Source organism: Halalkaliarchaeum sp. AArc-GB (assembly GCF_031432225.1).
GTDB lineage: Archaea > Halobacteriota > Halobacteria > Halobacteriales > Haloferacaceae > Halalkaliarchaeum.
Genome location: NZ_JAVKGM010000006.1, coordinates 115,004 through 141,651, shown reverse-complemented (window position 1 = coordinate 141,651; position 26,648 = coordinate 115,004). Strand labels below are relative to the sequence as shown.

General features: G+C 64.7%; 28 protein-coding genes and 1 tRNA gene. 15 read left to right on the top strand and 14 right to left on the bottom strand.

Translation table 11 applies throughout. The annotated features are described in order from the left end of the window. Positions 1-7: 7 nt before the first annotated feature. Both RH858_RS08320 and RH858_RS08315 read right to left on the bottom strand, forming a co-directional pair. On the bottom strand, positions 8-1,564 hold the full coding sequence (locus RH858_RS08320) for a replication factor C large subunit (protein ID WP_310561560.1): 1,557 nt from the start codon (positions 1,562-1,564) through the stop codon (positions 8-10). Positions 1,565-1,614: 50 nt separating this feature from the next. Beyond that, positions 1,615-2,925 carry a cobyrinic acid a,c-diamide synthase gene (locus tag RH858_RS08315; protein ID WP_259534750.1) on the bottom strand — a complete coding sequence of 437 codons (1,311 nt, stop codon included), beginning with the start codon at positions 2,923-2,925 and terminating at the stop codon, positions 1,615-1,617. A 112-nt stretch (positions 2,926-3,037) separates the two neighbouring features. Between RH858_RS08315 and RH858_RS08310 the strand changes: the two genes are divergently transcribed. Next, positions 3,038-3,673, top strand: a complete 636-nt coding sequence (locus tag RH858_RS08310; protein WP_259534749.1) for a GNAT family N-acetyltransferase — start codon at positions 3,038-3,040, stop codon at positions 3,671-3,673. 105 nt (positions 3,674-3,778) lie between these two features. On the opposite strand, the gene RH858_RS08305 is transcribed toward RH858_RS08310, so the two are convergent. Next, entirely contained in the window at positions 3,779-4,423 is a 645-nt protein-coding gene (locus RH858_RS08305; RefSeq protein WP_310561559.1) for a metal-dependent hydrolase, read from the bottom strand. A gap of 231 nt (positions 4,424-4,654) precedes the next feature. Between RH858_RS08305 and RH858_RS08300 the strand changes: the two genes are divergently transcribed. Next, positions 4,655-4,792 carry a hypothetical protein gene (locus RH858_RS08300; RefSeq protein ID WP_310561558.1) on the top strand — a complete coding sequence of 46 codons (138 nt, stop codon included), beginning with the start codon at positions 4,655-4,657 and terminating at the stop codon, positions 4,790-4,792. Here RH858_RS08300 and RH858_RS08295 read toward each other — a convergent pair. After that, a complete protein-coding gene (locus tag RH858_RS08295; protein WP_310561557.1) occupies positions 4,789-6,951 on the bottom strand; it encodes a caspase family protein in 2,163 nt (720 codons plus the stop codon). The genes RH858_RS08300 and RH858_RS08295 overlap by 4 nt on opposite strands. Before the next feature lie 194 nt (positions 6,952-7,145). Here RH858_RS08295 and RH858_RS08290 point away from each other — a divergent pair, with 194 nt between their 5' ends. Then, positions 7,146-7,862, top strand: coding sequence for a helix-turn-helix domain-containing protein (locus RH858_RS08290; protein WP_310561556.1), 717 nt, complete (start codon positions 7,146-7,148; stop codon positions 7,860-7,862). A gap of 15 nt (positions 7,863-7,877) precedes the next feature. Here RH858_RS08290 and RH858_RS08285 read toward each other — a convergent pair whose 3' ends face one another. From RH858_RS08285 to RH858_RS08275, 3 genes are all read right to left on the bottom strand, one after another. Then, complete coding sequence (locus RH858_RS08285) at positions 7,878-8,249, bottom strand: thioredoxin family protein (protein WP_310561555.1); 372 nt, start codon at positions 8,247-8,249, stop codon at positions 7,878-7,880. A 92-nt stretch (positions 8,250-8,341) separates the two neighbouring features. Next, positions 8,342-9,679, bottom strand: coding sequence for a hydroxymethylglutaryl-CoA synthase (hmgB, locus tag RH858_RS08280; protein WP_310561554.1), 1,338 nt, complete (start codon positions 9,677-9,679; stop codon positions 8,342-8,344). Between the two features lie 114 nt (positions 9,680-9,793). Beyond that, positions 9,794-9,949: a preprotein translocase subunit Sec61beta gene (locus tag RH858_RS08275; protein WP_119821616.1), complete on the bottom strand. Its 156-nt coding sequence runs from the start codon at positions 9,947-9,949 to the stop codon at positions 9,794-9,796. Between the two features lie 126 nt (positions 9,950-10,075). On the opposite strand from RH858_RS08275, the gene RH858_RS08270 reads away from it, so the two are divergent. From RH858_RS08270 to RH858_RS08255, 4 genes are read left to right on the top strand one after another with little or no spacing between them, the layout of a single operon-like run. Further along, the gene (locus RH858_RS08270; protein ID WP_310561553.1) at positions 10,076-10,546 is read left to right on the top strand and encodes a helix-turn-helix domain-containing protein; all 471 of its coding nucleotides are present in this window, start codon (positions 10,076-10,078) and stop codon (positions 10,544-10,546) included. A gap of 25 nt (positions 10,547-10,571) precedes the next feature. After that, the gene (locus tag RH858_RS08265) at positions 10,572-12,626 is read left to right on the top strand and encodes a NosD domain-containing protein (RefSeq protein WP_310561552.1); all 2,055 of its coding nucleotides are present in this window, start codon (positions 10,572-10,574) and stop codon (positions 12,624-12,626) included. Further along, the gene (locus RH858_RS08260; protein ID WP_259534736.1) at positions 12,623-13,459 is read left to right on the top strand and encodes an ATP-binding cassette domain-containing protein; all 837 of its coding nucleotides are present in this window, start codon (positions 12,623-12,625) and stop codon (positions 13,457-13,459) included. The genes RH858_RS08265 and RH858_RS08260 overlap by 4 nt, the downstream gene beginning before the upstream one ends. Next, entirely contained in the window at positions 13,456-14,349 is an 894-nt protein-coding gene (locus tag RH858_RS08255) for an ABC transporter permease subunit (protein WP_259534735.1), read from the top strand. The genes RH858_RS08260 and RH858_RS08255 overlap by 4 nt, the downstream gene beginning before the upstream one ends. A 55-nt stretch (positions 14,350-14,404) precedes the next feature. Here RH858_RS08255 and RH858_RS08250 read toward each other — a convergent pair whose 3' ends face one another. The 3 genes from RH858_RS08250 to RH858_RS08240 form a co-directional block, all read right to left on the bottom strand. After that, on the bottom strand, positions 14,405-15,526 hold the full coding sequence (locus tag RH858_RS08250) for a dipeptidase (protein ID WP_310561551.1): 1,122 nt from the start codon (positions 15,524-15,526) through the stop codon (positions 14,405-14,407). Beyond that, on the bottom strand, positions 15,519-16,700 hold the full coding sequence (locus tag RH858_RS08245; protein ID WP_310561550.1) for a Xaa-Pro peptidase family protein: 1,182 nt from the start codon (positions 16,698-16,700) through the stop codon (positions 15,519-15,521). The genes RH858_RS08250 and RH858_RS08245 overlap by 8 nt, the downstream gene beginning before the upstream one ends. Before the next feature lie 110 nt (positions 16,701-16,810). Continuing rightward, on the bottom strand, positions 16,811-17,422 hold the full coding sequence (locus RH858_RS08240; RefSeq protein ID WP_310561549.1) for a translation initiation factor IF-2 subunit beta: 612 nt from the start codon (positions 17,420-17,422) through the stop codon (positions 16,811-16,813). 163 nt (positions 17,423-17,585) lie between these two features. On the opposite strand from RH858_RS08240, the gene RH858_RS08235 reads away from it, so the two are divergent. The 3 genes from RH858_RS08235 to ftsZ all read left to right on the top strand — a co-directional run bounded on the left by RH858_RS08235 (position 17,586) and on the right by ftsZ (position 19,792). After that, positions 17,586-18,212: a zinc ribbon domain-containing protein gene (locus RH858_RS08235; protein WP_310561548.1), complete on the top strand. Its 627-nt coding sequence runs from the start codon at positions 17,586-17,588 to the stop codon at positions 18,210-18,212. Positions 18,213-18,451: 239 nt separating this feature from the next. Then, entirely contained in the window at positions 18,452-18,631 is a 180-nt protein-coding gene (locus RH858_RS08230) for a ribbon-helix-helix domain-containing protein (protein ID WP_119813688.1), read from the top strand. Positions 18,632-18,634: 3 nt separating this feature from the next. Next, on the top strand, positions 18,635-19,792 hold the full coding sequence (ftsZ, locus tag RH858_RS08225) for a cell division protein FtsZ (RefSeq protein WP_259534728.1): 1,158 nt from the start codon (positions 18,635-18,637) through the stop codon (positions 19,790-19,792). A 30-nt stretch (positions 19,793-19,822) separates the two neighbouring features. On the opposite strand, the gene RH858_RS08220 is transcribed toward ftsZ, so the two are convergent. Both RH858_RS08220 and thsB read right to left on the bottom strand, forming a co-directional pair. Then, the gene (locus tag RH858_RS08220; RefSeq protein ID WP_310561547.1) at positions 19,823-20,854 is read right to left on the bottom strand and encodes a TIGR00269 family protein; all 1,032 of its coding nucleotides are present in this window, start codon (positions 20,852-20,854) and stop codon (positions 19,823-19,825) included. Between the two features lie 130 nt (positions 20,855-20,984). Then, the gene (gene thsB, locus RH858_RS08215; RefSeq protein WP_310561580.1) at positions 20,985-22,622 is read right to left on the bottom strand and encodes a thermosome subunit beta; all 1,638 of its coding nucleotides are present in this window, start codon (positions 22,620-22,622) and stop codon (positions 20,985-20,987) included. A gap of 280 nt (positions 22,623-22,902) precedes the next feature. Here thsB and RH858_RS08210 point away from each other — a divergent pair, with 280 nt between their 5' ends. The 3 genes from RH858_RS08210 (at position 22,903) to RH858_RS08200 (ending at position 24,787) form a co-directional block, all read left to right on the top strand. Beyond that, positions 22,903-23,043 carry a hypothetical protein gene (locus RH858_RS08210; protein ID WP_259534726.1) on the top strand — a complete coding sequence of 47 codons (141 nt, stop codon included), beginning with the start codon at positions 22,903-22,905 and terminating at the stop codon, positions 23,041-23,043. A gap of 308 nt (positions 23,044-23,351) precedes the next feature. Next, positions 23,352-23,753 carry a metalloregulator ArsR/SmtB family transcription factor gene (locus RH858_RS08205; protein ID WP_259534725.1) on the top strand — a complete coding sequence of 134 codons (402 nt, stop codon included), beginning with the start codon at positions 23,352-23,354 and terminating at the stop codon, positions 23,751-23,753. Continuing rightward, positions 23,750-24,787: a permease gene (locus tag RH858_RS08200; protein WP_310561546.1), complete on the top strand. Its 1,038-nt coding sequence runs from the start codon at positions 23,750-23,752 to the stop codon at positions 24,785-24,787. The genes RH858_RS08205 and RH858_RS08200 overlap by 4 nt, the downstream gene beginning before the upstream one ends. Positions 24,788-24,801: 14 nt before the next feature. On the opposite strand, the gene RH858_RS08195 is transcribed toward RH858_RS08200, so the two are convergent. Together RH858_RS08195 and RH858_RS08190 are read right to left on the bottom strand one after the other, a co-directional pair. Continuing rightward, positions 24,802-25,206: a hypothetical protein gene (locus RH858_RS08195; protein ID WP_259534722.1), complete on the bottom strand. Its 405-nt coding sequence runs from the start codon at positions 25,204-25,206 to the stop codon at positions 24,802-24,804. A gap of 54 nt (positions 25,207-25,260) precedes the next feature. Further along, a complete protein-coding gene (locus RH858_RS08190) occupies positions 25,261-25,464 on the bottom strand; it encodes a hypothetical protein (protein WP_259534721.1) in 204 nt (67 codons plus the stop codon). Positions 25,465-25,612: 148 nt separating this feature from the next. Here RH858_RS08190 and RH858_RS08185 point away from each other — a divergent pair. Together RH858_RS08185 and azf are read left to right on the top strand one after the other, a co-directional pair. Beyond that, positions 25,613-25,694: transfer RNA gene (locus RH858_RS08185), tRNA-Ser, on the top strand. A 131-nt stretch (positions 25,695-25,825) separates the two neighbouring features. After that, complete coding sequence (azf, locus tag RH858_RS08180; protein ID WP_310561545.1) at positions 25,826-26,611, top strand: NAD-dependent glucose-6-phosphate dehydrogenase Azf; 786 nt, start codon at positions 25,826-25,828, stop codon at positions 26,609-26,611. Positions 26,612-26,648 lie beyond the last annotated feature (37 nt).

The window sequence follows — 26,648 nt, the reverse complement described above, 5'->3', positions numbered from 1 at the left end:
CCCCGCGTCAGGTAAAATCGCCGAAACTCAGCTGCCCGTCGTCCTCGTCGTCCGTATTTTCGACGGCCGCGTTTTCGCCGTCCCCGTTTTCGTTTCCCTCGGTTGCGTCGTCCGGCTCGTTCGCAGTAGAGAGCTCATCGAGCGTCGCGTTCTCGCCGCCGGACCCGGCGCTTTCGTCGGCCCCTTCCGTGGATCCGCGACCGTCGCGTTCGCCGTCGGACTCGGCGTCGCCGGCGTTCGGACGGGTTTCGAACGCGCCCCCGGCGTGGTCCTCCATCCGCTCTTCTCGCAAGCTCTCGGCGTCCTCGACGATCGACTGGACCTTGTTCGTCGACTCGCCGGAACCGGTGACAACGGAGACGTGTTTCTCCTCGAACTCGTAGGCGGCCGCCATCGCGACGGTGAGCTCTCGCGGCTTGCAGTGGTGCGTGACCGCCGAGAGGTACGGCAGGATCTCGCGGCGGGCCGTCGCCATGCTCGAGCCGTTCGCAGCCGCGAGCTTCCGGACGACCTCCTCGGCGGTCGCGTCCGAGGACCGCCAGAACTGCGGGCGTCCCCACCGCGTCCAGCCGCCTTTGGTCCCGTCGCGCGAGGCGGCGACGCCGGCGGCGACGTTGTCGGTGACGTACCGCCAGTAGGAGTAGTCCTGGCTCGCGCGAACCCGGCCGAGCCAGACGTCGGCGTTCGAGAGGAACTCGTAGGCGCGGGCGGCCTCATCGAAGTCGTACGCCTTCAGGACGTTCCCCTCGACCCACTTCGAGAGATCGTCGGGCGTCTCGTCGACGTCGTACCCCGACCGGAGCGCCTCCTCGGGCGTCTCCTCTTTCAACACCGCATCGAGGAACGGGAAGATTCCGATCGTCCGGTCCCGATCGCCCGTGACGACCATATCGAGTGTGATCCGGTCCCGGCCTTCGGCGATCGCCTGGAGGTCGTTTACCGCCCCTCGGAGGTCGCCGGCGTTGCGTTCGGCGATCCGCTGGAGCGCGTCGGGCTCGAACTCGACGCTCTCCTGGCGGCAGATGTTCCGCAACACGGGCACGATCGATCGAGGGGAGACGTCCCTGAACTCGATCTCCCGGCATGCGTTGCGCAGCCCACGGGACATCTCGTAGTAGTCGTTCGCGATCAGCACGATCGGCTGGCTGGCCTCCTTCACCAGCCGAGTGATCGCCCGGGCGCCCCCGCGGTCGTAGTTTCCGTGGATGTTGTCCGCCTCGTCGAGGATCACCAGTTGTCTGGAGGCGGTGTCGCCGCCGCGGGCGCCCCCGCCGGCCGCGCTGCCCGCGAGGGTTGCGTTTTTCGCCGCCCGTCCCGCGAACCGCTCGATGACGTCGGCGGTGCGCTGATCGGAGGCGTTCAGTTCGACGGTCTTCCACCCCATGTCGCTCGCGAGCGCGTGTGCCGCCGAGGTCTTGCCGACGCCGGGGCTGCCGTACAGGACGACTGCCTCCCGGTGGTCGTCCCAGTTTTCCGCCCACTCGCGGAGCTTCTCTCGGGCCTTGTCGTTGCCCCGAACCTCCGAGAGCGTGCGGGGACGATACGATTCAGTCCAGTCTGTCATGCGGCTTGAAGGGAGTTCGAGCGCGGGGCTCAAAAGACGAGCGGAAACGCCTACAGCCGATCGAGGAACGAATCGAACGCGCCGCTTTCGGGGTGAACGTGGGCATACGTCCCCAGCGTCCGGTGTTCGGTGAGCCCGTCGAGCCCGTCCGCGATGCCGTCACCCCGTTCGACCTCGAACGCGAAGCTAGCGTCACCCGCGACGTCGGCGCTGGAGTAGTGAAACTCGTGGCCACGGAGTCGCTCGCCGGGCGCGGCGGTCAGAGTTCCCGTCCGGGCGCGCAACTGGACGTGGTCGAGCGCCCGATATCGGTCGTGCATCCGGACCGCCGCCGGCAGGATCCCTGCCATGTCGTGTTCGGTCCCCTCGGCTGTTGTGAGCGTCTCGGAAAGCGCCATCAGCCCGCCACACTCCCCGAAGATGGGGAGCCCGTCGGCCGCTCGGTCGGCGAGCTGGTCGACCGCCGGACTTCCCGACAGCGCCTCGGCGTGGAGTTCCGGATACCCGCCAGGGAGATACACGCCGTCACAGTCGGGCACGTCGTCGCCCGCGACTGGCTGAAACGTGACGAGCACTCCGGCCTCCCGGAGCCGTTCGATCGTGGCCGGATAGACGAACCGAAACGCCGCGTCGCGGGCGACGGCGACGCTGGGGCCGTCCCCGGACGGCCGAGACGAGACGGGGGAGGCTGTGTCGGGCCGGGGTGGCTCCCGCGCGGTCTCGAGGAGCCGATCCGCCTCGAGGTGGTCTGCCGCGGCATCGAGTGCCGACTGCGGGAGTGGGGACTCCTCGCCCATGTGCAACCCCAGATGGCGGTCCGGGATCTCCAGGTCCTCCTGTGGCGGAATTCGACCGAAGTACGCCATCTCCTCGGGAAGCGCCTCGCGGATCCCCCGTTCGTGACGGCCGCCGTGGGCACGCTGTGCGATGATGCCCGCGACGTCGATCTCGAGACCGATCCGGTCGGCGTACTCCCGGAAGCCGAGCGCGGTCGCGGCGACGCTCTCCATGCCGGCGCTCGCGTTGACGACGAGAACGACCGGGAGAGACAGCGCCTCCGCGACCGCGGCCGTACTGGAGACGTCGCCGTCGTACAGTCCCATCACGCCCTCGACGACGCAGACGTCCCCCTCACCCCGGTGGTAGTTGCGCCGGAGCCCGTCCTCGCCTTGCATCCACAGATCCAGCGTCCGGGAGGGACGGCCGGCCACGCGTTCGTGGTGGCTCGGATCGATGAAATCCGGACCGGCCTTCGCGGGCTGAACCGCACGACCGGCGTTTTCCAGCGCCCGAATCACAGAAAGCGTCGCGACCGTCTTTCCGACCCCGGAGCGTGCCCCGCCGATGACGATTCCGTTCATGGCATGTGCCAGCTCTCCATTACCCTGTGGTTTGTACAAATGTACTTGAATCAGTCGATAACGTGTCTCACACCGCGGCAATCCTTTTTATACTCGAACGAGACCGGGAGGTATGTTCCCCGAACGGATCGAAACCGAGCGCCTCGGGCTCGAGTCCCGGACGCCGGAGAACGTCGACTACCTCGAACTGTACGAGTACTGTTCAGACGGCGACGCGATCGAAGAGGTGACCGAGCACGTCACCTGGGAGCCACACGCTCATCCGAAAGAGTCCCTCGATTTCCTGGAGGGCGGGGTCGACGGCCGCGAGGAGGGAACCGTCGCCGACTACGCGATCCGCCCCCGGGACGGGGAGCCCGGCGCGGGCGAACTCGCCGGCTTTTCCGGGCTCAGGATCGAGTGGGAACTCCGCCGGGCGGAGATGGGGATCTGGCTCCGCAAACGCTTCTGGGGTCGCGGTTACTCCCGCGAACGTGCGGGCGCACTACTGGACCTGGCACTGGGACAGTTGGATCTGGACGTCGTTCGGGTGACACATCACCCCGACAACGAGAACTCCCAAAAGGCAGTCGAACGGTACGTCGACCGCTTCGGTGGTCGGCGGGAGGGGCGGATCCGAAACGCTATCAGCTACGCCGACGGGAGCGTCCACGATCAGATCGCGTACTCGATCAGTCAACCCGAGTGGCGCGAGGCAGTCGACGCGATGGCGGAGCCACCGGCAATACGCTACGAGTGGGATCGGTAGCTTCCGGAAACCCGAACCCGGCTCATACTGAGTATTCTCGGCCGTACCCGGACGATCGGCGGGCCGGATGGCCGATCGACCGGTAAATCGCTACAATAATCAGTATCAGACGCCGTCGCCGCGCCGGTGCTCCCAGATCCGATAGGCGACGACCGCGAATCCGACGACAGTAAGCAGGATGTGTTCTCCGGTCTCTGCGAGATACGCCACGCGTTCGGGGTCCTCATCGGGACTGGGCGCCGGTGACGGGTCGACGGCGGTCGTGTAGTGGACGTCGCCTGAGCCGCCGCGCTGGGTGGTGCCGTCGTCCCCGAGGTCGATCACGTCCTGCACGAACCCTCGCTGGTCGGAAACGAGCAGTTCCCCGGAGAAATCGTACAGCTGGTCGTGGAGCGGCCAGAACAGGTTGACGCCGTTGTAGAAGGCGTCCAGCAGGATGTGACCGAACGTGACCGCGACGATCGTCACCCAGCCGACCCGCCAGCCGTACTCCCCCCATCGAGAGAGCACGAACGACTCCGACCGGAACTTCACGTCCCACGCGAGCAACGCGAACGCCCCGAGCGGGAGCCAGATGTTGTGCAATGCGGCCCGATGTGTCCCCGACCAGTAGACGGCCAGCAACGCATCGAGGTCGAGGGCGGCGCTGGCGACCAGCACGAGCAGGATCGCCTTCGTGTCGAAGTGGTGTTGCAGCAGGGCACAGGCGATCAACCCCGCGATCGCCACGTGTACCGTGGTCGGCGGCATGTCCGGGAATACGGCCGCAGGGATATCCGGGTTTCGGCCGGTTCGGGGCGTCGACACCGGAAACGAACCCCTCGATCGTCCGTACCACCCCACAGTTATTTGTAAATTCCCGTTGAATCGTCGAACATACCAGCGGGTAGTTCATTCATTTTTACGTATCTTAATACAACTTATTTTTGATCAGATTTATTTAAATATTATTTTAATATTTCCCGGAAAATGGGTTCATGTATGTCGGAAGCAAGCATCAGCGAATACCTGGCACAGCACCCCAAGATGATCGGCGTCCTGTTCACGATTACCCTGCTGTTGACGCAGGCCGGGAGCGTGGTGGGGAACAGTGGCGCAGTTCCTCAGCCAGGACCCTAGATATCAGAGGGACCGAGTTCGTTAGACCAGTAAAGTTTGCCGTTCACTTCTACCGGTATTGATTTCCCCGACAAGAATTCTGACAATTCCTGGCCCGGAAGTGTATAAGGCACACCCGTACCGGATCCGATGTGCATTATCTCATTTTCCTCATACATGAAAGTCAGCAGAGTACCAACATTGTAATTCGATGTGGGATACGAGATTGGCGTGATCTCGAAGTCGTCTTCCCCCATCCGTTCGACCCGATACAGCGTCGGTACCCCATCTGTATTGTAACACAGAGACGCCCGTCCGTCGCCGATGATGCCGTACATTCCGCCGCCGATGACGCTATCCCGCCCCGCCGCGAGCGCCCCGTATAGATCGAAGCCGGCGTCCAGCAGACGGGCGAGTCGTCGACCGAATCGGGTTGCAAGCGAGTTGTACACCTCCGCGAGGGTGACCACGCCACCGCGGCTGCCGGCGTCCACCAGTCCCCGACCCTGAGAGAACGACGTGCAGGCGTTGAGGAAGAACAACTCCACGCCGGTGTACTCGAGGTCGTGGAGGTCGAGCCAACCGTCGTGACACCGCATCCCCTGCTCGTCGACGTGACCGACGTAGTGAAAGAAGTCGAACTCTTCGTGCAGCGCTTCGCGGAGTTCGACCGTCGAGAGATCGTACCGAACGTCGATGTCGAACTCGAAGAAGTCACGGAACCCGTACAGGTCCTCGCTTTCCTCTCGCATCTCCGAATCGTTACAGACGACCAGTATCCGTATCCATTCCGGTTCTTCCTTTTCGCGCTTCGACTCGAAACGTCGCTCCAGTGATTCCAGCGTCGGTTTGCCTGCCCGAACCGGATACTGGTCGGCGATCCACACGTGTGTATCGGTGTCGACTTCCGGCGGCGACACTACTTCGTTCGGATTCCGTCTACGGCGTTCGGAAGTGTCGGCCGAACGAGATCCCATGGCGAGCGCCGGTCGCGGCCCGTCCGCGTCCGATTCCGTGACGTTTCGGTCGGTCGTCCGGAAGAAGTCCCCGGTGTTCGCGCTCGAGGCAGTCAGTTCCTCGTCGGCGCTGGACGGATCGTAACTCCGGATTTGCGAGAGTTCCGCCACTGCGTACGGCAGGTACTTCGCGTACCGGTACGAGGGTACGATGTCAGTAGTCGAGTGCCATTCGAGGAGGTCGTCGACGACGTGTCCGGGAACCTCGAAGTACGCGCCGATCCGATCCGGAAGCGGAAGATCGTACAGATGCTGGAGATCGACGTCGACGCGTTCGATCAATCGCTGTGTTTCCCTGAGATCCACGTCGTAAAGCCCCGCCGTCCGGACCACGCAGTCGAGGGCGAACTGCCGCTCCAGGGCCCCCGCGGCGCCGTCCATCAGCGCCCGGGCGTTCCGGGGGGCGTTCTCGCCCGTCAACGGGAACCGATCCCCGTTCGCGAGGATCGCCGGCTCCGAACCGGGAACGATCTTCGCGCCGAGATAGTACGAAAGCGAAGCGACCGTGTACACCGACTTGACGTCGGGTGGGACTGCGATCTCGACGCCGGTCTCCGGCGGTTCGATGCCCTGCGGAGCGGAGAACTCCTCGCCGACTTCGAGCCGCGGCGGGTGACCGCGGAGCGTGGGAAACGATCGCTCCGGCGAGAACGTTTTAATTGCAGAGCCGAACGAGGAGACCGCAGTCATCAGGTCCTCGACTGATTCGGTCGTGGTGATCGTTCCGGCCGGACTGGAGTGAAGTGACCGCGCGCCGATCCGAACACGCCGATTTCGATCGAACTCGAGCACCGTCTCCGGCTCGTTTCTATCCGCACGGTGGACGACGTCGAATGCGCCCTCGAAAGAGAGGTACATCTTCAGTGGAGCGCCGCCGATGTCGACATCGTACGCACCCTCCGACACGAACGCATCGGTAGCCGGCTTGATCGTTCGAACGAACGACCCCTCGTCCCGATCGAACACGAACAGCCCGAAGTACTCCGGCACGACGATCCGGCTCGCCTCTACCTCGATCCCGGCAGTTACTGGAAAGGCGAACCGATCCGCCGAGACTGGCCCGACCGCGCTTCCGTCGGGGAGATGCAACTCGAAGGTGCGGTCCTCGATGTCGTCGACCGCTTCGACCCCCCGATCCGTGTCAGCAAATCGTACTTTTTTCATTCTCGTTCGGACTTTCCACCGGCGTGGCCGGGCGTAGACGCCCCACGGTGTGTGAACCGTCGTTGCGGATTCTTCTGGGCGGAGTGTAAAGAATCAACCGGCGTCGGAACGAATAGTCATCTATATACCACTTTCGACGAGCGACGAACCCGGGGTTCGATACGCTTTTCGGCCCCGCTCGCGACGTCTCGTGTATGGACAACGGAGACCGGGAGGCGGCTCGGGCGGATCTAGCCCGCCGGATCGCGGGCGAGATCACTCTGAGCGAGGACCCCGGCGCGACGCTCCGGAAGTGGCGGACCGACTTCGACGTCTCCCAGACCGCCCTCGCAAACCAGCTCGAGGTCTCCTCGTCGGTCATCTCCGACTACGAGAGCGGGCGGCGAAGTTCCCCCGGAATCGGCGTCGTCTCGCGGATGGTCGAGGCGCTGCTCGACATCGACGAGCGGCGGGGCGGCGGACGGATCCGCCAGTACGCCAGGGTCATCTCGGCCGGCTTCGAGAGCGACGTCGTCTACGATCTCCGGGAGTACTCCACGGCACTGCCGCTGTCGACGTTTTACGAGGCGATGGGTGCGACTGAAATCGTCCGTGGGGACCAGGACACTGTAAACGGCCACACCGTCATCAACAGCATCGCGGCGATCACGCGGCTCTCCAGCGAGGAGTTCTACCGGCTGTACGGCCAGTCGACGAACCGGGCGCTCGTGTTCACGGGGGTCACCCGCGGGGAGTCGCCACTCGTGGCGATGCGGGTGGTGAATCCGACGCCGAACGCGGTGGTACTTCACGGGATCGACGAGGAGGATCTCTGGGAGTACGCGCCCGATCTGGCGCGTGTCGACGGCTTCTCGCTTGCCGTCTCGACGCGCGATATCGAGGAAATCCTCGAGAACCTCGAGGAGCTTTGAAAATCGACGAACGGACTACCCGACGATCGATCCCTCGAGGGTTGCGTTCGCCGGCAGGTTGCTCTCGACGAACGAGAGGATCGCCTCGGCCCCCTGGAACCCCTCCGACAGGGTGGCCAGCTGCTCTCCCTCGTAAAACAGCACGAGGGTGGGAACGCTCGTGATCGAAAACCGATCCACGAGGTCCATGTCCGTCTGCGGGTTGCAAACGCCGACGGTGACGTTCGTCTCGCGGTGGACGTGTCCCAAAACCGGTTCGATCGACTGACAGATCCCGCAGTTGTTCGTGTAAAACTCGAGCAGGACGAGCGGCTCGCGCGCGAGGAGGTCGTCGATGTCGTCGCCGTTTCGCAGCTCGATCGGTCGAGAGGGCGTGTCTTCGGTCATGGACGACGTAGGCGAGTCATAGATAAAAAGGCGACGCGGGACTGCACCGGTGCGAGGCTGCACCGGGACGGGAGAGAACTATTCCGAGAGGATCACTCGACGTACTCGTACTTGCGCTCGTTCATCCGTCCCCAGCCGGTGAAGGCGAACTCGCCGTCGGGCTGGGTGAACGCGTCCACCTCGACGTCCTTGTCGAAGTCGTGGACGTTGTGGATCTGTTCGTACTCCTCGAACGTCAGGTCGTAGCGGTTCTCGAGCTGCTGGTCGATGTCGAGCGCCTCGACTTCCTCCTTCCAGCCGGACTGTACGGTCTCCGCGTGGATCTCCGCCTGGGCGCCCGAGCCGTACGAAGCGATCAGCAGGTGCTCGCCCTCGAAGTCCCTGTCCGCGTCGGCGGCAGCCATCAGCGCGCTTGCACGGGCGATGTGAACCGATCCGGTGTACCAGTTGCCCACCTGCGAGGAGATCGTGAGGGTGGGTTCGATGACGTCAGCGTACCAGCTCCGGTATCGCTCGGTGCCTTTCAGCGCGTCCATGTACTCGCGAATGGCCTCCTCGTACTCCTCGCGGGAGTCGTACTCGTCCTCACGGGGTTGGCGACCGATCTCCTCGGCGAGCTGGTCTTCGATCTCCGTATCGCGAGTGATGTGACGGTACGCCAGCAGGCCGGCCTTGCGAACCATCCCCGGGAACGGAGTGTGGAACGGCGCGTAGGCGAAGTCCTCCTCGTAGACGCGTCCGGCGACGGACTCGTAGTCCTCTAGCGCCTCCCGCATCCGGGAGAGGTACACCTGGATCGACCGCTTGCCGTCGACGCTCGGGAACTGCTGGTTCGGCTTCAGGAAGTCGGTCTCGTCCATGCTACCGAACCCCTGCTCGTCGGAGAGCGCGAGGACGTCGGGGTTCTCGTCGATCAGCATCGCGACCGCGCCCGCACCCTGGGTCGCTTCGCCGGGATCGCCCCGCTCGTACAGCGCAGTGTCAGTGGCGACGACGAGCGCGGCACGGTCCCGGTTGCGGCCGGCCCGGATCCAGTTGTACGCGTCGTCGATCGCCTGGGTGCCCGAGACACACGCGAACTTCCGCTCGCCCTTGTTGGCGTGCCGGAAGTCGCCCTCGAACACCTGCTCGAGGCAACCGGCGATGTACGTCGACACCGGTTTGGAGTGGTCGAACGCCGACTCGGTCGCGACGTCGATCCGACCGATGTCCCCGGGTTCCAGACCCCTACGTTCCATCAGTCTCTTCGAGGCGTTCGCCCCCATCGTGACGATGTCTTCGTACACGTCGGGGAACGAGGAGGCTTCCAGCCCCAGTCCCTTGCGGTATTTGTCGGGGTCTTCCCCCTTCACCGACGCGAACGTCTCGGGCAAGTCGAGTTTGAGGTTGCCGCTCCAGATCTCGATGGCGTCGATGCCGACGGCTGTCATGTCCGAAGGTTCACCGAGCGTCCATAAGGGTGTGTCGATGTGGGTTACGCCGATCGTCGAACCGGACGGGAGGCCGAGAGACGCCAGTAAAGAGGAAACGCGAAAACGGAGGGTTCAGACCGTAAGGGAAAGGACCTGCACGAAGACGCCGAACAGGAGGGCGAAGGCGATCAGCGTCTTCGGATCGATCGTGATGGCGTTCCGGTCTTCGGCATCGAAGTACCGAACGAGACCGGCACTCGACATCAGTCCGCCTTGATTGCCGCTCATAAGGGTCGCTACTGTCCGTGCCCGCCTAAACGTTTCGTTCCGTGTCCCCCGCGGTTCGACGATCGAAATAGTATTGTTCTATATCCACAATACTTTTCACAACAGATGCCGTAGACCGGGATGGACATGTCCGACTCCGTGGCCGAGATCCTCAGAAACGAGCTGGAGTGTGAGGGGTTGCTCGAGTGTTTCCACGGGTTGAACTCACTGGACGAACGGTGTTTCCGGACGATCGCCGAAAGCGACGGGCCGCTTACGGTCGACGAGATCGCCGAGCGCGTCGACCGGGAGCGATCGACCGTGTATCGCTCCATCCAGCGGCTGTACGACGCCGGGTTCCTCAGCAAAGAGCAGATCAACTACGACCAGGGCGGCTACTATCACGTCTACGGGCCGGCCGAGCCCGACCGCATCGCTTCGAACCTCCGACGGATGCTCAACGACTGGTACGCCCGGATGGGTCGGCTGATACACGAGTTCGAAACGAAGTACGGGGAACGAGCAGAGAGCGAAGACGGGGACCGAGACGCGACAGGGAGCCGAGACGGAAACGTCGATTCCGACCGGGACGTTCGAGAACCGTACCAGAGGGGCTAACCCCACAGCTCCGCGAGAGGGACGTGTGTCGTGGAGTACTCCCCGGTCGCTCGCGGTGGCCGGGATCGTTCTGGCGCTGCTTTTCGGACTCGGAGCACTCGGACTGTTCGTCGTCGACGCCGGCGCGGCGGAGACCGAACCGGTTCCGTTCGACGAGACAGTCACTGTCGGACTGACGAGCGAAGCCACCGCCACCCTCGATGAAAACGTTTCCCTCCCCGAAGTCCAGGTGTTTTACTCGCAGTACCGGTACGTCACCGGCTACTACGGTGTCGGAACGTACGCCGACGTGAGTAGCCAGCCGGGACACGACGCTCAGTTCGGCTACCCGATGGCCGTCCACGTCACCGATTATGCAGGGACGGGGATCCGCCTCGACGAGGACGGCTATCCTGCGCCCATGCGAACGCCGGGATGGGTCGCCGCAGACGAGGCGGTCTACGTCGTCGAAAGCGACGCTCGAAGCCCGGACGGGGGGACGATCCTCCCGTTCTCGAACCGGGGCGAGGCAGAGGCGTTCGTCCACGATCACGGCGGCGACGTGGTCGACTGGGAAACCGCGCTCGAACGGAGCGACGAACGGACGGGTGCCGATGGCGTCCGCGAGTCGGTGAACGACCGCACAGCACAGGCCGACGCCGACGTCGACTCCCGGACCAAACTGCTCGAGGAGGAGACCCGTCCCGTCTCCGTCGTCGTCGGCAAGGACGCCGACACGATCCAGGCCGCCGTGGACGTCGCCGAACCGAACACGACGGTGGTCGTCCCGGCCGGAACGTACGAGGAGCACGTCGAGATCGACCGGCCGATCACCCTCGTCGGGGTCGAGGAGACCGACACGGGGGCAGGTTCGACACACCTCACGGAGAAGACGACGGAGACCACACAGCCAGTTCACGTCCGAGGCGACGGCAACGGAACGGTGATTCAGATCACCGCCGACCGGGTCGCCGTCGCCGGCGTGGCAGTCTCGGGAGTGGGCAACGAAACCCGGGATCCCGACGCCGTACCGACGGACGCCTGGGACGCCAACGTGGAACTCGGCTACGGCCACGGGGACGCCGGCATCGCTGCCGTGGACGCCGCGGGCGTGCTGATCGCAGGCGTCGACGTCGACACGCCCGCAAACGGGATTCTCCTGCGGGACAGCCCCGGTGCAGTCGTCCGGAACGTCGACGTCGGCGGCGCCGACGAGTGGCTCGACGGCTTCATGGGAGTGATGGTGATGCGATCGCCCGCAGTCGTCGAGAACTCGACGTTCGCCGGCGGCCGCGATGGGGTGTACACACACCGCTCTCACGGGACAGTCGTGCGGAACAACTCGATGGACGGAATGCGGTACGGCGTCCACCTGATGCACACCGACGACGCGCTGATCGCCGACAACGTCGTTCGCGGCGGCGCGTTCGGCGGCATCACGATCATGACCGATCCCGCCGGGAACGCGATCGTCGGCAACGACGTTCGAAACAGCACGACAGGGATCTCTCCCTCCGGCAGCGACGTTTACGTGGCCGAAAACGTGCTCGTCGACAACAACCGCGGGATGTCGACGGCGACCCGGACGTCGCTGTACGAACACAACGTCCTGGCGTACAACGACGTGGGAGCGCGGATGTCGAGTATCCTCCCGACGAACCGGATCGTCGCGAACGACTTCGTCGGGAACGACCGACACGTGTACGCGAGCGGGATCGGACCCCTCCGGATCTGGACCCACGACGGGAATGGGAACTACTGGGACGGCGCGCTCGGTGCCGTTGGAGAGACGGACGAACACAGAGACGGAGCGACGCTGTCACGCGAGTACGTCGCCACGGATCCGGTCGACGAACGGCTCGGGCGGACCGCCGGGGCAGCGACGCTTGCTCGGTCCCCCGCTGTGGCCGCGCTGCGATCGCTTTCCGACGCCGTTCCCGGCCTCAAAACCGGTGGCGTCGTCGACGTCGCTCCGCGTGCCTCCCCTGCCAACCCGGCGCTACTGGAGCGCGTGGGACTGCTCGAGGAACACGACAACGCGGAGACGACAGCCGGCAGCGACGTGGACGAAACGGAAGACGAAACCGAGGAGGAACGATGACGGAATCGGAACCCGATCTGACCGACGGACCCACCGGTGGTCGGACCGACGAACCCGCCGGTGGTCCGACCGATGAACCGGCCGTCGAACCAATCGACGAACCGACACTGGTCGCCGAAGATCTCACTCACAGCTACGGCGACGTCGCCGTCCTCGACGGCGTCTCGCTGGGAATTCGGAGGGGAGAATTCACCGCCCTGATCGGCCCCAACGGCGCGGGAAAAACTACCCTGTTGCGGCTGCTCGTGGGGCTTGAACCTCCCGAACGTGGACGGATACGCTACGACGGTCCGGATCGGCCGCGCCGGATCGGCTATCTCCCCCAGCGACCGGCGTTCCGGCCGGAGTTTACGGCCGCGGAGACGCTTCGTTTTTACGAGTCGGTGCTCGGTGTTCCCGAGCCCAAGCCGCGTGCGCATCTCGAACGCGTCGGGCTTTCGGCGGCCGCCGACCGACCCGTCGGCGCACTCTCGGGGGGGATGCGTCAGCTTCTCGGGATCGCACAGGCGGTGGTCGGGGATCCGCCGGTGGTCGTCCTCGACGAGCCCGCACACGGACTAGATCCGGGGATGCGATCCCGGATCTTCGGCGCCATCGAAGAACTCGCGGGGCGAGGGGTTGCAGTCGTGGCGACGACCCACGATCTGAACGCGGTCGATCGGCGTGCCGACCGTATCGGGGTGCTCGACCGCGGACAGGTCGTCCGCGCGGGAACCCCCGCAGCACTGCGGGACGAACTCGGGGCGGAAACGTTGGCCGAGGTGTACGACACGGCCGTCGCCGGCGCCGCCGGAACCGTGTACGTCGGCGGATCGGAAGGTGAAAAGCAATGACCGACGAGGCCGCAGAAACCCACGCTGAAGACGGTCTCCAGAGCCAGGGAGACGAGTCGCCGCCGACAGGTCGCCGGAGCCGAACGGCACCGATCGCGGCGGTCGCCGCACGCGAGCTCCGATCGGCGATGCGCAGCACCGGCGGCCTCCTGTTTGGCGCTGGGCTGACGATCGCGATCGTCGGCGTGGCGTACGCCGGCGGGGGATATCAGTCGAGCTATCTGGCGACAACCGCGGACCTCCTCGCGGCGCTTTCGGTGTTGGTACCGGTCGTGGCGGTGGCGTTCGGCTACCGGACGCTGCGTTCGGACGCGCGAAGCGGCGAACTGGACGTGCTGTCGACGTATCCGGTCGCCGCCTGGCAACACGTCCTCGGCGCGTATCTCGGACGGGCGATCCCGCTTTCGGCGATCGTACTCGTTCCGTTCATGGCCGTCGCCGGACTGGTGTCGGTGTCGACAGCGCCGGAGGCGTCCGTGTTCGCGACCCACGCGGGGGCCGATTCCCCGATCCTCTTCGCCCGGCTCGCCGCGTTGACCCTGCTGTACGCGTTGGTCGCCCTTGCCGTCGGCGTCGCGGTGTCGGCGGTGGCGACCTCAGCCCGGGTCGGAATCGCGCTTTCGGTCGGGGCCGTTGTCGGGATCGTACTGGTCGCCGACCTGGCGATCGTCGGCGGGCTCGCAAGCGGCGCCCTCGGCGGTGAATCGACCCACGGCGCGCTGGCGCTGTCCCCCGCGAGCGCCTTCCGCGGGCTGGTGTTCGAGACCGTGATCTCCGCCGCCGGCGGCGCGGGGCCGGAGACGGCCTCGGTCCCGGCGAGCCTCGCCGGGCTTTCCGCCTGGCTCCTCGGTTCCCTTGCCGTGGCGGTGGCTGCACTCCGGCTGCGATGAAAACGGACCCCTGCGACGACCGAATCGACCCGGACGTTTCGAACCAGCCGGAGGACTATCCGTCCCAGGTCGCAGCCAGCACCCGCCGCCAGTTACCGTAGGCGAGCAGTTCACACTCCCGGCGACTGTATCCCCGATCCTCGATCGCATCGAACAGCCCGGGGAGTCCGGCGACGTCATCGACGGCCGAAAGCACCGTCGCGCCGTCGAAGTCGGAGCCGAGGGCGACGTGTTCGACGCCGGCGACGTCGACGGCATGATCCAGGTGATCGAGGAGGACCGAAAGCGGGAGCTCCCGGTCGTCGTCGCCGTCCGGGTGGAGGAACCGGGTCGCGAACGTGAGCCCGACGATCCCGTCGCCATCGGCGATCGCCCGCAGCTGTTCGTCGGTCAGGTTGCGCGAGGAAGGGCAGATTTCGTGAACTCCAGTGTGGCTTACGACCGGTGGATCTTCCGTTTCGGCGAGGACGTCACGAACGCCTGCCGCGTTGAGATGTGCACAGTCGACGACCAGTCCCCGGTCGTTGCACGCCCGGACCAGCGACCGTCCGGCGTCCGTGAGGCCGGGACCGTGGTCGGGAGTCGATCCGTGGAGGAACGGCACGCCGTGGGCGAACGCGTTCGGTCGGCTCCAGGTGAGCCCGACCGACCGGAGCCCCGCGTCGACGAGAGCCTCGAGGTTCGACAGGTCGGGCGCGATCCCGCCTGCGCCTTCGACGTGCGGGATCGCCCCCAGGCAGTCGCCGGCCAGGCAGGCGTCGAGATCCGCGATCGACTCGACGATTCGGAACCGGTCGTGTGCGTCGGCCCACCGGGAAAGCAACGCGAGCTGGTCGTGTGTGGCGCGGGCCGCCACCGACGGATCGACCGGCGGCGGCACCTCGCCGTCCTCGAAGTCGATCGCGGACAGGTCCGGCGACTCCGGATCGAGATCGTTGGAGACGAACGCGGCGAAGAAGCCGGCGGCCAAGCCGCCGTCGAACGCGCGCGGGAGATCGACGTGTCCCTCACGACCCTCGAGGAACGATCCGACGCCGTCATCGCCCTCGAGGAACGACTTGACGTCGTCGGGAACCGTCGGAGAGTCGGCCGAACCGTCGAGCAGTTCCTCGTAAACGCGCAACAGTACGTCGTTGTGTCCGTCGACGACGCGGTATCCGGCGGTGTCCTCACCCATCGATGACGTTCGACTCGAGATCGCGGGGATAGTAGGTCAGCCATTCGGTCCCCGACTCGGTGATCGCGATGGTGTCGGAGTGGCGGTATCCCGCGTCGTCGGTGTACAGCCCCGGCTCGATCGTGTAGATCTGTCCCGGCGCGAGTTCGGTCGCACTGCCCTCGTACCGCTCGCTCCAGCCGCGGTCGAGGTAGGGCGGCTCGTGCCCTTCCATCCCGATGTTGTGGCCGACGTGATGCTGGGCCAGCTCCGTCACCCCCTGTTCTTCGAAGTACTCCCACACCTGTCTGTCGACGTACTCGACGGGGACGCCGGGAGAAAGCGCCTCGATCGCGATCGTCTGTGCCTCCAGCATCAGCTCGAAGTAGTGTGCGTCCTCTTCAGTGTAGTCCCCGACGAACATCGTCCGCTCCAGCTCCGAGTGGTAGCCGTCGACGTTCGCGGAGGCGCCGGTGATGAGCACGTCACCCCGGGAGAGCCGTTCGTTTGGGGTGTGGCCGTGGGGAAGCGCCGTCTCCTCGCCGGAGATGTAGCCGGCGTGGACCGGTCCGCTCCCGCGGACCCGCACGGCGTACCGCTCGCCGAGGGTGTCCAGCATCGCCCGCGAGGCGTCCATCGAGGCGCGCTGGCTCACCGTTGCTGGATGTGCGCCGACTTCGGTGTACTCTGCGAGGTAACGGTGTCCGAGGTTGGCCCACTTGGCCGACTCCCGGACCAGATCGACCTCCGCGTCCGTCTTCTCCCACCGCATCCGGGGGATCCACTCCTGGGTGTCGACCTCGAGGAACTCCGACAGCGCCGGCCCCTCGTATCCCATCACGCCGGGGGCGCCGTCGGAGTCGGCCGCGACGTGGTCGACGTCCAGTTCCCGAAGCATCCCGACTGCGGTCTCGATGGGTTTCCCGCCCGGATAGTCGAAGTAGTGATGCACCGCGTCGATGCGGGGATTCGGTTCGACGCGCTCGACTTCGAGCCGTGGGACCGTGATTTCGACGCGATCCGGCGTCACCGCCAGACAGACCGGGCGTTCGGTCTGGATGTGATGAAAGCCGGTGACGTACTCGATGCTCGTCGCGTTGAACCAGACGGCAGCATCCGCCTCGGCCTCGGACAGCCGGCCGCGGATCTCGGCCAGTCGAGCGCGGAACTCCTCGGGGGGAACGCGGGTCGCCATGCGCGTGGAATACGCCCCGGACGGCAAAAACTATCGGGACGCGGCCAGCTGGGACCGCTCGATGATCGGCGTTCCGGATCGTCGTGGCTCCGTTTTTCCAGATCGTCGGCCTATGCCTTCCGTGCGAACGCCAGCGTCCCGCTCACGCTTTCGACGTACGCCCGGACGGTCTCCCCCTCGCGCGCGCCGGAGACGAAAATCGTGTACTCGCCCCGTTCTGCGACGCCGTCGCCCTTTCGGCCGGTACTTATGATCTCGAGTTCGTACGTCTTGCCCTTCTCTACGGTTTCCCGCTCCCGGCGGTTGGGCTTGCTCACGTGCCCTTTCGCGACGGGACGGAACGCCCCACAGGCTTCACACCGGAGCATTTCCGTGCGGTCCTCGGTGACGAGCCGGGTGTCCGGGAGGCCACACTCAGAACAGGTGACGTATCGGGAGACGTATCCTTCGACGGCCTCGTCGAAGTCGGCCCCGCTGAAGTTTCCGTTGTATCGTGCGCGCCCGGATTCGTACTGTCCGGCCGTCCCCAGTTCCTGCTGGACGTGACTGTGGAGGTGTTCCGGATCGCGCGAGAGCGCGTCGGCCACGGCCGAAATGTTTGTAAAGCGCGTGAACGCACCGTCCGGTTCCGCCTCCGCGTCCGGTATTCGCAGCCGCGCCTCCTCCCCGCCGAGCTCCGGCATGGCATCGATCGCTCGATCCAGGCTCGCTTCGTAATCCATGCCTCGAGTGACGGGGAGGAGACTGAAAGCCCTTCCGCGAGTCTCGCTCACACGGCCGGGCACCTCTCGAAGAATCGGTAGCGACAGACAGTTGACTGACGCGTGACAGACGCCTGTCGGACGGGTGGGAAGATTAAAATACTGGGGAACGAATTGTGGAACGATGAGCAAGATTACCTTCCGCGCGGACGACGACCTCGTCGAGCGGCTGGAGGCGTACGACGCCTCCAAAAGCGAGGTCATGCGGGAGGCACTTCGAACGTTTCTCGACGCGTCCGACAGCAATGAAACCGGGGACGGGACCCGAACAGGGACAGTTTCCTCGAAATCATCGCCGGGGAGCTCGACGGCCGGGGACGGCCTCGAGGAAGACGGGATCGACGGGCTGATCGCCCAGCGGGTCGACGAACTCGTTTCGGAACGGCTCGACGCCCGTTTCGGGTCGTATACACCACCGTCATCGCCCGAAGTGACCGTAAACGTCAGTCTCGAGGGTGCTACCGCGGAAGGTGTAGATTCCACCGCCACACACGAAACGGAGAGTGACGCGAACGAGGACGTTCGTAAGACAGAAGTCGAAAACGCGGATGACGAAGCGAAAACACAACGTAAGACGTGCGCGCAATGTGGCGAAGACGTCCCGGAAGAACACGTCTACTGCCCGAATTGCGGCGAGAAGTCGTCCCGTAGAGTGTTCTGTGACTGCGGCGACGAGCTCCGTTCCGACTGGTCGTTCTGTCCGAGTTGCGGTCGTCGAACGCCGGCTGCGGACGTCCTCGACCCGAGATAGGCAGCGATAGAAAACGTGCAAACGCCGAAAACGAACGAATTAGCCCCGTTTACGGCCAGTTCACCGAAATGTCTTACGACAGCCGGTACTTTTAAGTGTATTCCATCGGTGGATACGATTGCGTAAGACGGCCGTCTTACAGCGTGACGCCGCTCCGGGGTGGGTCGCCCACGTCGGGCGGTTTTTGCGTGTAAGACGGTATCCGGCGTGGCCGGCCGTCTTACCGGGGGAACAAAAATATGGAGCGTGTGACACTTCGCATCCCGAAACAGCAGATCGAGGAGGTCGAACAGATGGTCGAGACCGGCCAGTTCCCGAACCGCTCGGAAGCGATCCGTTCGGCGGTCCGGGAGATGATAAACGAAAACGACGGCGAAGCCGACTCGCGTCGCCGGAACCACAACTGGGCGAAGGTGTAGACGATGCAGGATATCGTCAAAGACGCGATGGAGAACGCCCGGATCGAGCAGCGCGAGATGGACGACGCCATGGACGACGAGGAGTTCGGCGATCCGCGGATCGTGATCGTCGGCTGTGGCGGCGCCGGCAACAACACGGTCAACCGACTGTACAACATCGGCGTCGACGGCGCCGACACCGTGGCGATCAACACGGACAAGCAGCATCTCAAAATGGTCGAGGCCGACACGAAGATCCTCGTCGGCAAATCCCTGACGGCCGGGCTCGGCGCGGGCGGCGACCCCGACATGGGCGAGCGCGCGACCGAGATGGCCCAGGGAACGATCAAGGAGGTGCTCGGCGACGCGGACCTGGTGTTCGTCACCGCCGGCATGGGTGGCGGCACCGGAACCGGCGCCGCGCCGGTCGTCTCGAAGATCGCTAAAGACCAGGGCGCAATCGTCGTCGGCATGGTGTCGACGCCGTTCAACGTCGAGCGTGCCCGCACGGTGAAAGCCGAGGAGGGGCTCGAGCGGCTCCGCGGCGAGGCCGACTCGATTATCGTCCTCGACAACAATCGGCTCCTCGATTACGTGCCGAACCTGCCGATCGGGAAGGCCTTCTCGGTGATGGACCAGATCATCGCCGAGACGGTCAAAGGGATCTCCGAGACGATCACCCAGCCGTCCCTGATCAACCTGGACTACGCGGACATGTCCACTATCATGAATCAGGGCGGCGTCGCGGTGATGCTCGTCGGCGAGACCCAGGACAAAAACAAGACCCAGGAGGTCGTCAACGACGCGATGAACCACCCACTCCTGGACGTGGACTATCGCGGTGCCTCCGGCGGACTCGTCCACATCACGGGCGGTCCCGACCTCACGCTGAAGGAGGCCGAGGGCATCGCCGACAACATCACCGAACGCCTCGAGGCGAGCGCCAACGTGATCTGGGGCGCCCGGATCCAGGACGAGTACAAGGGCAAGGTCCGCGTGATGGCGATCATGACGGGCGTCCAGAGCGCGCAGGTGCTCGGCCCGTCCACCCAAAAGCAGGCCGACAAGTCCCGCGCGAGCATCGACGGCCAGTCGTTCGACGCCGCCGACCGCGCGAGCTGGGAGTCCGACGGCGGACGCGAACCCCAGGAAACGAACAACGGCCTGGACGTCATCCGATAACGTCCCGCGATCCGTCCGGTTTCGGTTTTTTCAGCCGTCCTCGACCGCATCGAGCAGCCGGCACTTCCGACAGACGTCGCCGCTAGTCGAGGAGCCGCATCGCTCGCACTCGGAGAGCTCCACCCGGTCGCCCCCGGCGCCGTCGTACCGCTTTGCTGCAAGCGAGGCGAGCTCCTCGTACCCCGAGAGGATCGAGTGACGGGTACCCGGATGGTTCTCCTCGAGATCCTGGAGCAGCGACTGGATCTCCCCGCGGTAGGCTTCACTCGCGTGCGGACACTCGGTAATGTGGGCCGGAAGCTCCCGCAGGTGGGCGTACAGTGCGACCTCCTTTTCGGGGACGTCCCGGAGCGGTTTCGCCCGCGGGACGAACGTCTCCTGCCGGGCGCTCGAGTCGTCGCCGCTGCGATCGGCGTCGTCATTGGATCCGTTCCCCGCCGGGATCGTCCGCTCGTCGAACGGCCCCAGCGAGGCGTCGAAGTGCTTGGCGATCTGTCGGACGTCCCCTTCGAGGACGTTCATCAGTGCCGTCTGTGCTTCGTCGTCGAGATTGTGCCCGGTGAGCAGTTTGTCCGCATCGAGCTCCGCAGCGTACTTCTCCAGCAGATCCCGGCGGAATACACCACAGTAGGCACACGGCGACATCCCCAGCGGATCCTTCTCGGCGACGTCGTCCATCCGGACGTCGAACTCCTCCTCGTAGTGGACGACCTCGTGGCGGATCCCGAGTTCCTCGGTGAGATCCAGGGAGGCCGACAGCGACTCGTCGCGATACTCTTCGATCCCCTCGTGGATCGTGAGTGCCAGCAGTTCGATCCGGGGATCCTCGCTGAACGTCTCCGCGAGGATCTGGGTGAGCACGACGCTGTCCTTGCCGCCCGAGAGCCCGATCAACCACCGGTCGGGATCTGCGGGCGTCGCGTGATCGGGAACGAGGCCGTCCTCCCGGATCCGACGCCGGACCCGCCGCTCGAGTGATCGGGTGAAATGTTCTTCACACAGGTGCGATCCGCTGTAGGCAGCGTGCATCACCGCCTCACGGTCACACTTCGAACACTCCATCACCGTCAGGTACGTGCGAGCACCGATACGGGTTTCGGGACGCGATCGAGTTTCGGTGTCCGGTCGAAAAGTCAGAACCGTTCGTCGGCAGTTGCGGTCGACGGCGGTTGCGGTCAGGCTGTGTCCGGCTTCACATCGCGCCGCCCATACCGCCCATGCCGCCCATACCGCCCATGCCGCCGGCACCGGGCCCAGCCTCGTCTTCCTCGCCTTCGGTGGAGAGGTCACCGGCGGCGATGATGTCGTCGATTTTCAACACGAGGTTGGCGGCTTCGGCGGCCGAAGAGATCGCCTGCTCCTTGGCGTGTGCAGGCTCGACGACGCCCGCATCGAAGGTGTCCTCGACGTCGCCGGTAAAGGCGTTCAGACCGGCGGATTCGTCGCCCGCCTCGTGGGCCGCACGCAGGTCCACGAGCAGATCGATGCTGTCGAGCCCGGCGTTCTCCGCGAGCACGCGGGGAACCAACTCGAGAGCGTCGGCGAACGACTCGACTGCGAGCTGTTCGCGCCCGGAGACGGAGTCGGCGTAATCGCGCAGCCGACGGGCGAGTTCGACTTCGATCGCGCCGCCGCCCGGCAGCACGCGGCCGTCCGAGACGGTGGTGGCGACGACGTCGATCGCGTCCTCGATCCCTCGCTCGAGCTCGTCGACGACGTGGTCCGTCGAGCCGCGCAGCAGGAGCGTGACGCCGTGGGAGTCGGGCCCTTCCACGTAGAACAGGTCGCCTTCCTCGTCGCGCCGGACCGACCCATCCGCGACGTCCGCCTCGCTTGCGGAGTCGAGGTCGGTGACGATCGTCGTCCCGAGAACGTTCTTGAGGAACTTCAGGTCGGACTTCTTCGTGCGGCGGACAGCGAGGATGCCCTCCTTCGCGAGGTAGTGCTGTGCGAGGTCGTCGATCCCCTTCTGACAGAAGACAACGTTCGCGCCCGTCTCCTTGATCTGGTCGACCTTCTCTCGGAGCTGCTGTTCCTCCTTGTCGAGGAACTTCTGGAGCTGGTCGGGCGACTCGATGCTGACCTGCGTGTCGACATCGGTCTCTTCGACCTCGATCGGCTCGTTCACGAGCAGGATCCGGGCGTCATCGAAGTCGGTGGGCATGTCGTCGTGGACCGGATCCTTGTCGATGACCGCACCCGTAAGCAGCTCGGACTCGCCCGCCGACCGGCCGGTCTGGGTCTCGATCTTGAGGTTCTCCAGATCGACGACGTGGGAGCCGTCGTCGGCCTCCACGGTGACCTGCCGGACCGCGCGGACGACCAGATCCGCGAGCACTTCCTTCTCGAGTTCGGCGCCCTTGCCGGTCATCGACGTTTCGGCGACCGATTGCAACAGTTCCTCGTCGTCGGGGTCGACCTCGGACGCGACGGCGTCGACTTCTTCGCGTGCGCGCTCGCTGGCGAGGTTGAATCCGCGGATGATCGCGGTCGGGTGGATGTCCTGCTCGAGGAGATCCTCTGCGTTCTTGAGCAGTTCACCCGCGATCGCGACCGCCGTGGTCGTGCCGTCGCCGGCCTCGTCCTCCTGGGTTTCGGCGACCTCGACGATCATTTCGGCGGTCGGGTTGTCGATGTCCATTTCGGTCAGGATGGTGACTCCGTCGTTTGTGACGGTGACGTCGCCGAGCGAGTCGACGAGCATCTTGTCCATCCCTTTCGGCCCGAGCGTCGAGCGTACGGCTTCCGCCACAGCGCGCGCGGCCGAAATGTTGTACTCCTGGGCGTCCTTGTCCTTGACGCGCTGGGAGTCCTCTCCGAGAATTATCATCGGCTGTCCCTGCATTCGCTGGCTCATAGTACAGCGGTTCGTTGTTTGTGATTCTATATAAATGTATTGCTAACGATTCGAGGCCCGGCGATCGGCGGAGAGTGCATAGTGGAGAGAAAACGCCGGACAGAAAGCCGGATGGTCGAGATTTATGGTATCCACTCACACGGATAATGACTCCGAATAGGCCGCCCTTTTGAGGAGTAACGTCCCCGGTTTATGAGGGGAAACCGAGGAACGGCCGAAATCTCCTTCCATTCGGATCGGATACCTTCGATACATGGGACACGGAATACTCGTCAGTCACCTCGTCGAGAAATTGCGGGGTAACGGCTCCGACGATGACGAGAACAGCGACGACGATAGCGAGACCGAGCGCGTCGAAGGCGTGAAAGGGAACGGTGAGGACCCGGAGCCCTGAACTGACGAAAGAGGCTCTCCGGACTATTTGTGAACGAAGACCCCACAGCCTTCGATCTCCGTTCTCCCATTTCTCGGAAGTCTGTGCGTCTGAGAACAGACGAAAACTATATACACATATCGAGAAAACTCGATATATATGAGAAAATCGTCCCTCATCAGTCGCCTGGCAAATGTGTTTAAAAGCAATGGTCCGGGCGACGACGACGGGTGTACCTGTGGTTTGAAAATCGAGAAAATTGAATCTGACTCCATCGAACGGGACGGCAAGTGAGGAGGAACACGGATGAGTACGCAGGAGGAACACAGATGAGCGGAAACGAACGTACGGAGTCAGTTAGTCACACCCTCGGTCGCCTCGGCGAGTGTGGCTGCGGGGACGAGTCGCTACTCGACGCCAGACGTACAGACGGGGAGACAACCGCCGATCAGCTCTCGGTGTTCAAGGCGCTCGCAAACGAAAATCGGATCAGGATCCTCGAGGCGCTGCGGGACGGGGAGCTTTGCGCCTGCGAACTCGAGGAAGTTCTCGATGCGCCCCAATCGACGGTGGCGTCTCACCTCTCGACGCTTCGGGACGCGGGACTCGTCTACACCCGAAAGGAGGGCAAATGGACCCACTACCGGATTGCAGACACTGCAAGCTTGCAGCTGTTAGATCTCGCCGCCGCGATGGGCGGGAACGACGAGGAAACGGAGCGGGACGAATGATCCCGACGGGATACGAAGCCGCACTGGCCGAGTCAGCCGACTATTTCGTCTACCTGGCAGTCAGGCTCGGCCCACTGTTCATCGGTGCCTCGTTCCTGGTCGGACTCGCCAAGGAGTATCTCCCGCCCGAGCGGGTCGAGGCGACCCTCCGATCACACGACGAGGGGACGGGAAACGTCGCAGCTGCGGGGTTCGGCGCGGTCACGCCCTTCTGTTCGTGTTCGACGGTTCCGATCCTCGCGGGACTTCTCGGGGCGGGGGCTCCGCTCGGGCTGGCGTTTTCGTTCCTGCTCGCGTCGCCGTTGGTCAACTGGATCGCAGTGGTGTTGCTGTTCGGGCTGTTCGGGCCGCTCATCACAGTCGCATACGTGGTCACGACGCTGGCCGCGGCGATCGTGGGCGGTGTCGTCATCGGTCGTCTCGGTCTGACAAACTACGTCAAGGACGTCCGGATCACTGCGGGCGGGCGTGAGGTCACGACCACAGCCGGGGCGGACGCCCCAGGCGAGACAGTCGAGGCGACGACTGACGGCGGAACGCCGAAGCCAACAGCCGACGGAACGTCAAGGACGGCTGCCGGCGGCGGCTGTGGCTGCAGTTCCGGCGTGAACGACACCCACCGAAAACGGTTCGCTACAGCCGGACGCGGAGCCCTCAGGTTTTTCTGGAGCACCCTCCCGTACCTCATCGCCGGGATCGCGATCGGGGCACTGATCCACGGAGCAGTACCGACGGACGTGCTCCACTGGATCGCAGGCCCCGAGAACCCGCTTGCCACACCGCTTGCCGCAGTCGCGGGCGCGCCGATTTACGTCGGGATGAGCGGGATGCTTCCGATCGCGGCGGCGCTTTTCGATCAGGGGATTCCGATCGGAACGGTGCTCGCGTTCGTCGTCGGCGGTGCCGGGATCAGCATTCCGAACCTGATTCTCCTGAACAAGCTGTTCGAACGACGGCTGCTGGCAATTTACGCCGGCACAGTCGTCGGAATCGGGATCACAGTAGGGTTGCTATTCAACATTCTGTTTATCTGAGACAACTGTTTCCCCTATTCGGCGTCCGCCCCTTCGATCGGTTCCTTCCAGTGAACGGTTACCGTCCCGACGGCGAAGGCGTCCACACTTTCGGTGTCGCGGGCGATCTCCAGCGTGTTGGTACCCTCGACGAGCGACGTTCCGGTGAGGGTGTCGACCCAGTACTGCCAGCCGTCGTTCGGTGGGATGTCGAACCCGGACATCGCCTCGCCGTTGACGATGATCTCGTGGCCGTACGCGTCGACGTCGAACGCCTGGATGCCGACGTACGCGTCGCGGGGATCTGCCGTCGGGACCTCGAACTCGTGGGCGTCGGTGCGATCACCCGCATCGGTCGTCCAGTCGAGATCCAGCTTCCGCTCGTCGGGCCCGAGCTGTGCGCCGACGTAGATCGTCGCGTAGTTGGCGCGGACTCTCACGACTCCCTGTTCGCGTCGGAGTACAAAAAGAACGACGTGTTCGGACCTCGTCCCTCAGCCGTCGATCCAGTCGAAGCTGTCGGTCCCGTCGAACTCTTCGAGGTCCGACGGGTCTACCAGATACTCCGAGTCGATTTCCTCGAGCCGCATCGCCGGCGGTTCCTCGTCGGCACGAAGCTCTCGTTCCGCCAGGCGCCGCTCGAGCTGTCTCCGCTTGTTACGACCTTTCCGTTCGCGGCCTGTCTTCGTATCTGGCATCGTCACCTGTGTTAACTATTCCCACAGTAATAAGCTTTCCCGAAAGACAGAGGTTCGATCGTCCGTGCCGACACCAGTCGAAAACAGCCTGCGCCGTCGTCACACGAAAAGAAGGACTTAACAGTCTCACCGGAGTAGAGTCGAACGGGCCGGGATGGCCGAGTGGAAAGGCGCACGCCTGGAAAGCGTGTTCCCTCACGGGATCGGGGGTTCGAATCCCTCTCCCGGCGTCTTCTCGCGGCGCTCACTCTTCGAGCGCCGCGTGTGGCGGTCCCTGGAGGGGATTCGAACGACGGCCAGCCCGACTTCCGGACAGGCGAACCACACGATATTTCCCCTCGCTCGTCGGAGTGACACGTGAATGGACGAGCCAGTCCTGTTGACGGGCGCAGGGGGCCGGGTCGGACAGGCCATCCTGAACGGGATCGGCGAGTCGTACGACTGGCGCCTGCTCGACCGCGAACCGCTGTCGCCAGAGAAGCGTCCACCCGGGGTAACCCACGAGGACGTCGTCGTCGCGGACGTCACCGACGAGTCGGCGGTCGCGGAGGCGGTCGACGGCTGCAAAGCGGTGATCCACCTCGCCGGCGACCCCCGGAAGACAGCCCCGTGGGACAGCGTCCTCCGCAACAACATTGACGGCACGCAGGTCGTGATGAACGCGGCGGTCGAAGCCGGCGTGGAGAAGGTCGCGTTCGCCTCCTCAAACCACGTCGTCGGCGCCTACGAGACCGACGACCGGACGCCCGGGATGTACCGCCCGGACGACGAGTTTCGACTGGACGGCACCGAACTCCCCCGTCCGGGGAACCTCTACGGCGTCTCGAAGGCGACCGGCGAGTTCCTCGGCCGGTATTACCACGACGAGCACGGGGTTTCGGTGGTGTGTGTTCGGATCGGCAACCTGACCGGGGAACATCCGCCGCCGGAGTACGAACGGGGCCACGCGATGTGGCTCTCCCACCGGGACTGTGCCCACCTGTTCGACCGGTGTCTCCGGGCCGACTACGGCTTCGAGATCGTCTACGGTATCTCCGACAACGACCGGAAGTACTACTCGATCGATCGGGCCCGAGAGGTGCTGGGGTACGATCCGCAGGACAACTCCGCGGAGTACCGGTTCGACGGAACGCCGAAAGACGACTGACGACCGGCCGGACCCAGCAAGTCGAGTGGCAAGGGAT